This is a genomic window from Streptomyces sp. NPDC029466, from assembly GCF_055574515.1.
The window spans coordinates 59,288-67,600 of record NZ_JBVHZH010000047.1 but is presented as its reverse complement, the minus strand read 5'-3'; the positions used below and the strand labels follow the sequence as shown (position 1 = coordinate 67,600).

The window sequence follows — 8,313 nt, the reverse complement described above, 5'->3', positions numbered from 1 at the left end:
GGGAGAATAGATGGGGACAGGGGATGCGACGGTGGCCCAGCAGAATTTTGCGACCCCCCCCCCCCCCCCCCCGCCCCCCCCCCCCACCCCCCCTCCCCCCCCCCCCCCCCCCCCCCCGCCGTGGCTCCGGCCGCTTCACCCGTCACCGGGGCGTACCGCCCGGGCCCGTACGGTCTGCGGTGGGCTGTGGCGGAAGTGCAGGGTGAAGGTGAGCCGGTCGCCGGGCGCAAGCCGGGGCGGCGGGCTGACCATGACGTCCAGGCCGGTCGGCGTCATCCTCAGCGCGGCGCCGGCAGGGACGGTGACGGTGCGGACCATCGCCATCTTCCGGGCGTTGTTCCCGATGTCGACGGTGCGGCTGAGCATCGCGCGATGGCCGGCCGGGCCGGTGACGCCGGTCAGGACGTCGTCCGCGCCACCGGAGTTGCGGATGGTGAAGAACGCGGCGGTGGCCTCGGAGCCGCCGGCGATCAGCACCCGCCCCTCGGGGACGCTCAGCTTCGCGGGGGTCCCCGCGTTGCCGGTGGCGGTCCAGAGGGCGAGGACGTTGAGCGTCACCAGACAGGTGAGCAGCGGTACGGCGACGGCCGAGAGGGGCAGCCGTTTCATCGGGTCTCCCAACGTGCTTGTGCCCGCGGGCTGTGGGGGCGGCGGGCGGACGTGCCGGCGCCGCCCGGCCGCCAGGCGCGCAGCCGGAGGCTGTTGCCCACGACGAGCAGTGAGCTGGCGGACATGGCGGCCGCGGCCGGCATCGGACTGAGCAGGCCGACGGCGGCGAGCGGCAGGGTGACGAGGTTGTAGCCGAAGGCCCAGACGAGGTTGCCGCGGATGGTGCCCAGGGTGCGCCGGGCCAGGTGCACGGCGTCGGCGATGGCCTGGAGGTCCTCGCGTACCAGGGTCACATCGGCCGCGCCGATCGCGGCGTCGGTGCCGCTGCCCATGGCGATCCCGAGGTCGGCGAGCGCGAGGGCCGCCGCGTCATTGACCCCGTCGCCGACGACGGCGACCCGGCCGCCCTGTTCCTTGAGGGTGGTGACGAGGGCGGCCTTGTCCTCGGGGCGGGCCTCGGCATGGATCTCGGTGATGGCGAGATGGCCGGCCACCGCGCGGGCGGTCGCGGCCCGGTCGCCGGTGGCCAGCACCGGCCGCAGGCCCAGGCGGCGCAGCCGGTCGACGGCGCGATAGCTGTCGGGGCGGAGGGCGTCACCGATGGCGAGCACGGCCTCCGGGGTGCCGTCGACGATGACCAGGACGGCGGTGTGGCCGGCCGTCTCCGCGGTGCGCACCGCGTCCGGCAGCGGCGCCGGCAGGCCGGTGAGGTCACCGGGCCGGGTGACCTCCACCCGGCGGCCGTCCGCGGTGCCGCGAACGCCGTGCCCCGGCGTGGCGCTGAAGTCCGTGACGGGTGGCAGTGGTTGGTCCGGCTGCTGCTCGTCCGCGTAGGCGGTGACGGCGCGGGCCAGCGGATGCTCGGAGCCCTGCTCGACGGTGGCGGCCAGCCGCAGCGCGGCCGCGGCGTCGAGGCCGCCGGTGCGCGGGGTGAGGGCGGTGACGCTCATCCGGCCGGTGGTGAGGGTGCCGGTCTTGTCGAGAACGACGGTGTCGATGCGGCGCAGCCGCTCCAGCGCCTCCGGTCCCCGGACCAGGATGCCCAGCTGGGCGCCCCGGCCGGTGGCGGCCAGCAGCGCGGTCGGGGTGGCCAGCCCGAGCGCGCAGGGGCAGGCGACGACGAGGACGGCCACCGCGGCGGTGATCGCCGCCTGCGGCTCGGCCCCGGCGCCGAGCCAGAAGCCCAGTACGCTGACCGAGACGGTCAGGACGGCGGGCACGAAGACGGCCGCCACCGCGTCGGCCAGCCGCTGGACCTTGGTCTTGCCGGTCTGGGCGTCCTCGACGAGCCGGGTGATGCGGGCGAGTTGGGTGTCGGCGCCCACCGCGTCGGCCCGTACCTCCAGCAGGCCACCGGAGTTGACCGCGCCGCCGACGACCGCCGCGCCCGGACCGACCTCGACGGGGCGGCTCTCGCCGCTGATCAGGGACAGATCCAGGGCGGAGCTGCCCTCCACGACGGTGCCGTCGGTGGCGACCCGTTCGCCGGGCCGGACCAGGAAGTGGTCGCCGGCCCGCAGCCGGCTCACCGGGATGCGCCGCTCGCCGTCCGGCGTCCGTACGGCGACGTCCTTGGCGGCGAGTTCGGCCAGCGCGCGGAGCGCGGCGCCGGTGCCGCGCCGGGCCCTGGCCTCCATCCGCCGTCCGGCCAGCACGAACAGCGGTACGCCGACGGCGGCTTCGAGGTAGACGTGGGCCGTGCCGTCGCCCGCGGTGGGCAGCAGGCTGAACGGCATCGTCATCCCCGGCGCACCGGCCCCGCCGAGGAACAGCGCATAGGCGGACCAGAGGAAGGAGGCCGCGACACCGAGGGAGACCAGGGTGTCCATGGTTGCCGCGCCGTGCCGCAGTCCGCGGAGCGCACGGGTGTGGAAGGTGGCGGCGCCCCAGACCGCGACGGGGGCAGCGAGCACGAAGCACAGCCACTGCCAGTTGCGGAACTGCCAGCCCGGCACCATCGACAGGACCAGGACGGGGAGCGAGAGCAGGGCCACCGCCAGCAGCCGGTGCCGCTCGGCGCGGGTGCCGTCATCCGCCGGGTCCTGGGGGCCTGCGGCTTCCGGGGCGTCGCGGGCGTCCTCGGCGTCCTGGTGGCCGGTGGGCGGCAGCCGGTCCCCCGGGGCCGGCTCGGGGGCAGGTTCGCGGAGCTGTGCGGTGAACCCGGCCGCCTCGACGGTGCCGATGAGGTCGGTGACGGAGACCGCCGCGGGGTGGCTGACCGTGGCCCGGCCCGTGGCGAGATTCACCGAGGCGGCGACGCCGTCCAGCCTGCCGAGCTTCCTCTCGACCCGGCCCACACAGGCGGCACAGGTCATCCCGCCGATGGTGAGGGTGGTGCTGCGGACCGGGGCGGGGGCGAGGTCCGGCGACGGGGTGACGGGCCGCGGCTCCGGCGTCATCGCGGTGCTCCCACCGGCACCGGGCGGGGCGCCGGGGCACCCATGCCGTGCATCCCGCCCATGTCCCCGTCATCGGTGGGCGTGGACCCTCCCATACGGGTGCCGCCGGCCGGGTGCAGCCCCGGAGCCACCGGCCCGACGGCGGCGCCTGCCGCGTACGACAGCATGCCGAGCACCACCAGCAGCGCGAGGAAACCGATGACCGACCGGGCGGGCAGCAGCCGTGTGACGGCCTGGCGAAGAGGGGGCCGACTGCGGTCGGCCGAAGAGCTGGACATCGCGTCATCGTGGCAGCTGACGGCGGCGCCCAGCGGCCGTTCCGGGGCTTGTGCGCACGTGAGGTTTGTCCCGTTCCGCCGCCGGAACTCACCGGCTTCCGCGCCCGACTAACTGGGTTTGGACGGTGTCCCCCGGGTGTCCCCCCAGTGTCCCTCGCACCCCGCGCGTTGCTGCCGCCAGGCCGAAATCTCCCTCGGCGGGAACTCGGGGCGCCCGTTGTCCGACCTCTCCAACGCCGCGCCAACCAGGCGCCGCTCCCCCACACTTGAGGAGAACGCTGTGTCACCTTCGTCCGAACTCGTCGAGCTGTACGGGCCGGAGTACAAACGCGACCCCTATCCGCTGTATGCCGAGCTGCGGGAGCGCGGGCCGGTCCACCGGGTGCGCTTCCCCAGCGGGGTGTGCGCCTGGCTCGTCACCGGCTACGAAGCCGCGCACCGGGCCCTCACCGACCCCCGGCTGGGCAAGCACCACTCGCGGGGCAACGCGGCCTGGCGGGCCCGCGCCTCGATCATGCCCGAGCCCCAGCACTCCCAGCTCCAGGTGCATCTGCTCCATCAGGATCCGCCGCGGCACACCGCACTGCGCCGGCTGATCACCGATGCCTTCGCACCGCAGCGGGTCGAGGCGCTGCGCCCGCGCTTCCAGGCGATGGCCGAGGCCCTGCTCGACGGGCTCCCGGACAGCGGCGGTGCCGACCTGGTCGAGGTCTTCGCCGCCCGCTTCCCCTTCCAGGTGCTCGCCGAAGTCATCGGGCTGCCAGAGGAGTTCGCGGACCGCTTCGACCGGGACTGGGGGAAGGTCGTCCAGCCCGTGGGGCCCGAGGACCCGGGCCGGCCGGCGTACGAGGCGCGGCTGCGCGGGCTGCAGCAGTACATCGCCGATCTGGTCCGCCACAAGCGCGCCGAGAGCGGCGAGGATCTACTCTCCCGGCTGGTGGCCGCCCGCGACACGGGGCGGCTCGGCCAGGAGGAGCTCGATTCGATGGTCTTCCAACTACTGGTGGCGGGCCAGGAACCGGTCACAAACCAGATCACCACGGCGCTGGTCACCCTGCTGCGCCACCCCACGCAGCTCGCCAGGCTGGCCGGCCGGCCCGAACTGCTGCCGCAGGCCGTCGAGGAACTCCTGCGCCATGACAGCGCCTTCGAGCTGACCACCTGGCGGTTCTTCGCCGAGGACACCGAGCTGTACGGCACCCGCATCCCGGCGGGCGACTCCGTCATCGTGTCGCTGAGCGCGGCCAACCGCGACTCCCGGCAGTTCCCCGATGCGGACGCCCTGCACTTCGACCGGACCCCCAACCCGCATCTCGCCTTCGGCCACGGGATCCACTTCTGCCCCGGCGCCGCACTCGCCCGTATCGAACTCCAGGTCGCTCTGGGCACCTTGCTGAGACGGCTGCCGGACCTGCGGCTCGCCGTCCCGGAGGACGAGCTGGCCTGGACCCCGGCCGTCCTGGCGCGCGGTGTCGGCCGGCTGCCGGTGACCTACGGCGGCTGCCCGTACGCGGGCTCCGGTGCGAACGGGCCCGATGCCGCGTGCTGACCAGCCCGGCGCCTCCGCGTCCGGGGGCGTCCTCCGACCTCCCGGCCCGCTGTGCCGAGGTGCTCGCCGCGCTCCTGCCCTATCGGCGCACGCTGGAGCCCGCCCACGGGGAGGCCCCCGACGCCTTCCCCACCCACCTGGGGCGGCTCGCCGTCCCGGTGGCCGCGGGCGAGCCGATCGTCTTCACCCTGCCGGGCTTCCCCTGCAAGTCCCCCAACCCGGCCAAGGTGTTGGGCCACCTCCCCGATGAGGGCGAACGGCTGGCCCTGCGCTTCCTGGACGCGCTCTGCGCCCGGATCGCGGCCCTCCACCCGCCCGGTGCGCGGGTGGTCATCTGCTCGGACGGACATGTCTTCAGCGATCTCATTCAGGTGCCCGACCGCGACATCGACGCCTATGCCGACGCGCTGCGCGCACTGATCCACGACGAGGGTCTGACCCGGCTCGATGTCTTCGATCTGCGGGATGTCTACGGTCAGCGGCTGTCCCACGACGCCAAGCGGTCCCTGGTCCACCAGCGCTACGCCCCGGACCTGGAGACCCTGCGGTCCCTGACCCGCACCGACGAGCCGACCCGGCGGCTGTACCAGGGCATCACCCGGTTCCTCTTCGAGGACTCCGTCGCCTTCGCGGGGACCCGTTCGGCCCTTCAGCGCAGCTGCCGGCGGCGCGCGTACGGGGTGATGCAGCGCAGCTGCGCCTGGGGCGAGCTGATCGCCGCCCACCATCCGGAGGCGTTCCGGCTCTCCATCCATCCGCAGCCGCGGGACTCGGCCAAGTTCGGCATCCGGCTGCTCGAAGCGCCGGACGCGTGGCTGACGCCCTGGCACTCATGTGTGCTGGAACATCCCGGCGGGCGGCGGGAGTTGCTGCACCGGTCGGAGGCCGAGCGGCTCGGCCGGCTGGTGTATCGCCAGGGGCGGCCGAGCCACTTCATGGCCGGGTGAGGGGGCGGGGTGGGCGTCACCCGCCGTGGTGACGAATCACCACAGCACCGGAAGGCCGAACCCCAGCCCCTGCCCCCGCCCCCCGACATCGCTCACCGCGCCCATCGTGGCGTCCACGCCCCGTCCGCGCGGTCGGCCGGCCGTGTGGAGCCGAGGTAGCCGCGCAGGGTGGTGAGGGCGGGGTGGGGGTTGTCGGTGCGCCAGATCAGGGAGTGGGGGTAGACCGGCGTCGGGTGGTGTACGGGCACGCGTCGCAAGTCCTGGCCGGCGGGCCAGACGAGGCGGGTGTTCTCACCGACGAAGGTGGCCAGTGCGGCGGAGTCGGCGATCGTGTCGAGGAGTGGTTCGGTGCCGAAGTCGGGGCCGGTCACCTCGATGGTGAGGCCGAACTCGGTGGCCAGGTCCTCGTAGTAGGCGGCCCATTCCGTACCGGCGACGATGCCGGGCATCCAGATCCGGTGCCCGGCGAGCTGCGCGGGGGTGACCGTACGGGCGGTGGCGAACGGATGGGCCGGGCCGGTGAGCAGCTGGATGGGCTCGTCGAAGACCCAGGCGGCCTCGACGCCGTCGGGGAGCCGGCGCGCGGGCAGGGTGACCGCGCGGAAGGACGCGTCGATGGTGCCCGAGCGGACCGCGGCGAAGGCCGCGTCGGCGTCGAAGAGCGTCACCACGTCGAGTTCGGTGTCGGGGTGCGCGCGATGGAAGTCGCGCAGCAGACCCGCCGGACAGAGGCGCCGGCCGATCACATCGATGCGGAGCGCGCGGCTGCCGGGCCGGACCGAAGCCGCTGCCCGCTCCGCGGCACGGAGCAGCTCGCGGGCGTGCGGCAGGAACGCCTGCCCGTCGATGGTGAGCCGGGCGCCGCGCGCGGTGCGGGTGAACAGCCGCACGCCGAGGTCCTTCTCCAGCGCGGCGATGCGCTTGGAGACGGCCTGCTGGGTGATCGAGAGGGTGGTGGCGGCGTCCTGGAATTGTCCCGCGTCGGCGACGGCGACGACGGTGCGCACGGCGGTGAGATCCACGCCCGGCAGTGTATTCACACAACGTGTGGTTGTGGCCTGCCGGGTCGTTTGGTTGTTTGATCGGGTGGCTTGCTGCTGGCTTTGATGGATCCGGTCAACGTGAAGTTGTTCGGGCGGAGATCAAGGGAAGTGGTGGGCGTGGGGGGCAGACGGTCGCTGGGGCGGCAGTTCGGGTGGCTGTGGGCGGCGTACGGGGTCAGTGCGTTCGGGACCCGGCTCGCGTTCGACGCCTTTCCGTTGCTCGCGGTGCTGGTGCTGCACAGCGGGCCGGCGGCGGTGTCACTGCTGGCCGCCGCGGGGCCGGCGGTGGGGGCGGTGGTGGCGGTGCCGCTCGGCCCGTGGGTGGAGTTCCGCCGCAAGCGGCCGGTGATGATCGCGATGGATCTGGCGCGGTGCGCGGCGCTGCTGACCGTCCCCGTCGCGTTCGTCCTCGGTCTGCTCGGCTTCGTCCAGCTCCTGGTCGTGTCGGTCGTCGTCGTCGCGGCGGACATCACCTTCAACGCGGCCGGCGGCGCCTGTCTGAAGGCGCTGGTGCGGCCGGCGGACCTGCTCGTCGCGAACTCCCGGTTCGAGTCGACGAACTGGACCGCCACCGTGCTCGGTCCCCCGCTCGGCGGGGCCGCGACCGGGCTGTTCGGTCCGGTGCTGACCGTGCTGGCCGATGCGGTCAGCTATCTGCTCTCGGCAGCGGGAATCCGTGCGATCGGCGGCAAGGAACCGCGGCCCGTACGCACCGGTGCGCCACGGCTCCGCGCCGGGGACCTGCTCGAAGGGTGGCGCCACCTCCTGGCCCACCCGGCGCTGCGCCCGCTGTTCTTCAACACGGTCCTGGTCAACGGCCTGATCATGGCGACGTCGCCGCTGCTGGCCGTCCTTCTGCTCGGCCGGCTCGGGTTCGCCCCCTGGCAGTACGGTCTCGCCTTCGCGGTGCCCTGCGTCGGCGGGCTGATCGGCGCACGACTGGCCCGCCGGCTCGTCGCCCGGTTCGGGCAGCACAAGGTCCTGTTGACGGCCGGGACGCTGCGGGCGTGCTGGTCGCTCGGGCTGGTCTTCGTCGGCCCCGGCACCGCCGGGCTGGTGCTCGTCATGGTCGTCGAGCTGGGGCTGATCGCCTGCATGGGCGTGTTCAACCCGGTGTTCGCCACCTACCGGCTCGACCGGACGGCACCGGACCGGGTCACCCGCACCCTGTCCGCGTGGTCGGTCACCAGCAAGGCCACCACCGCGGCCCTGACCGGGCTGTGGGGCCTGCTGGCCGCCCTGATCGGCCCCCGCGGCGCGATCGCGGCCGCCGGTCTCCTCATGCTGGCGACCCCGCTCCTGCTCCCCCGGCGCGAGCACGCGCCGCAGCATGAACGGGAAGTGGCTGCAAGTTACCTCTGACAATGACCGGGCGGGGCGTCGGCCGTGGCCAACAGGCGGTGGGGGGGGGGGGGGGGGGGGGGGGGGGGGGGGGGAGGGGGAGGGGAGGGGGGGGGGGGGGGGGGGGGGGGGGGGGGGGGGGGCAAG

Annotated in this window: 7 protein-coding genes; 3 read left to right on the top strand and 4 right to left on the bottom strand. The window is 74.2% G+C overall.

What is annotated here, in order from left to right:
* Positions 1 to 135 precede the first annotated feature (135 nt).
* From ACZ4XD_RS30095 to ACZ4XD_RS30085, 3 genes are read right to left on the bottom strand one after another with little or no spacing between them, the layout of a single operon-like run.
* Positions 136 to 609 carry a copper chaperone PCu(A)C gene (locus tag ACZ4XD_RS30095; RefSeq protein WP_468047195.1) on the bottom strand — a complete coding sequence of 158 codons (474 nt, stop codon included), beginning with the start codon at positions 607 to 609 and terminating at the stop codon, positions 136 to 138.
* Entirely contained in the window at positions 606 to 3,008 is a 2,403-nt protein-coding gene (locus ACZ4XD_RS30090; protein WP_468047193.1) for a heavy metal translocating P-type ATPase, read from the bottom strand. The genes ACZ4XD_RS30095 and ACZ4XD_RS30090 overlap by 4 nt, the downstream gene beginning before the upstream one ends.
* Positions 3,005 to 3,286 carry a hypothetical protein gene (locus tag ACZ4XD_RS30085; protein ID WP_468047191.1) on the bottom strand — a complete coding sequence of 94 codons (282 nt, stop codon included), beginning with the start codon at positions 3,284 to 3,286 and terminating at the stop codon, positions 3,005 to 3,007. Before ACZ4XD_RS30085 ends, ACZ4XD_RS30090 begins: the two co-directional genes overlap by 4 nt.
* Before the next feature lie 280 nt (positions 3,287 to 3,566).
* Between ACZ4XD_RS30085 and ACZ4XD_RS30080 the strand changes: the two genes are divergently transcribed.
* Both ACZ4XD_RS30080 and ACZ4XD_RS30075 read left to right on the top strand, forming a co-directional pair.
* Positions 3,567 to 4,835, top strand: coding sequence for a cytochrome P450 family protein (locus ACZ4XD_RS30080; protein ID WP_468047189.1), 1,269 nt, complete (start codon positions 3,567 to 3,569; stop codon positions 4,833 to 4,835).
* Entirely contained in the window at positions 4,832 to 5,782 is a 951-nt protein-coding gene (locus ACZ4XD_RS30075) for an L-tyrosine/L-tryptophan isonitrile synthase family protein (RefSeq protein WP_468047197.1), read from the top strand. The genes ACZ4XD_RS30080 and ACZ4XD_RS30075 overlap by 4 nt, the downstream gene beginning before the upstream one ends.
* Before the next feature lie 92 nt (positions 5,783 to 5,874).
* Here the strand turns inward: ACZ4XD_RS30075 and ACZ4XD_RS30070 are convergent, their stop codons facing one another.
* On the bottom strand, positions 5,875 to 6,804 hold the full coding sequence (locus ACZ4XD_RS30070; protein ID WP_468047187.1) for a LysR family transcriptional regulator: 930 nt from the start codon (positions 6,802 to 6,804) through the stop codon (positions 5,875 to 5,877).
* A gap of 138 nt (positions 6,805 to 6,942) precedes the next feature.
* Here ACZ4XD_RS30070 and ACZ4XD_RS30065 point away from each other — a divergent pair, with 138 nt between their 5' ends.
* Positions 6,943 to 8,187 (top strand): MFS transporter, encoded by a 1,245-nt coding sequence (locus ACZ4XD_RS30065; protein ID WP_468047185.1) that lies wholly within the window; start codon positions 6,943 to 6,945, stop codon positions 8,185 to 8,187.
* Positions 8,188 to 8,313 lie beyond the last annotated feature (126 nt).

Coding starts and splice junctions, on each gene's coding strand:
- ACZ4XD_RS30095 (WP_468047195.1), bottom strand. CDS start 609: ATGAAACGGCTGCCCCTCTCGGCCGTCGCCGTACCGCTGCTCACCTGT.
- ACZ4XD_RS30090 (WP_468047193.1), bottom strand. CDS start 3,008: ATGACGCCGGAGCCGCGGCCCGTCACCCCGTCGCCGGACCTCGCCCCC.
- ACZ4XD_RS30085 (WP_468047191.1), bottom strand. CDS start 3,286: ATGTCCAGCTCTTCGGCCGACCGCAGTCGGCCCCCTCTTCGCCAGGCC.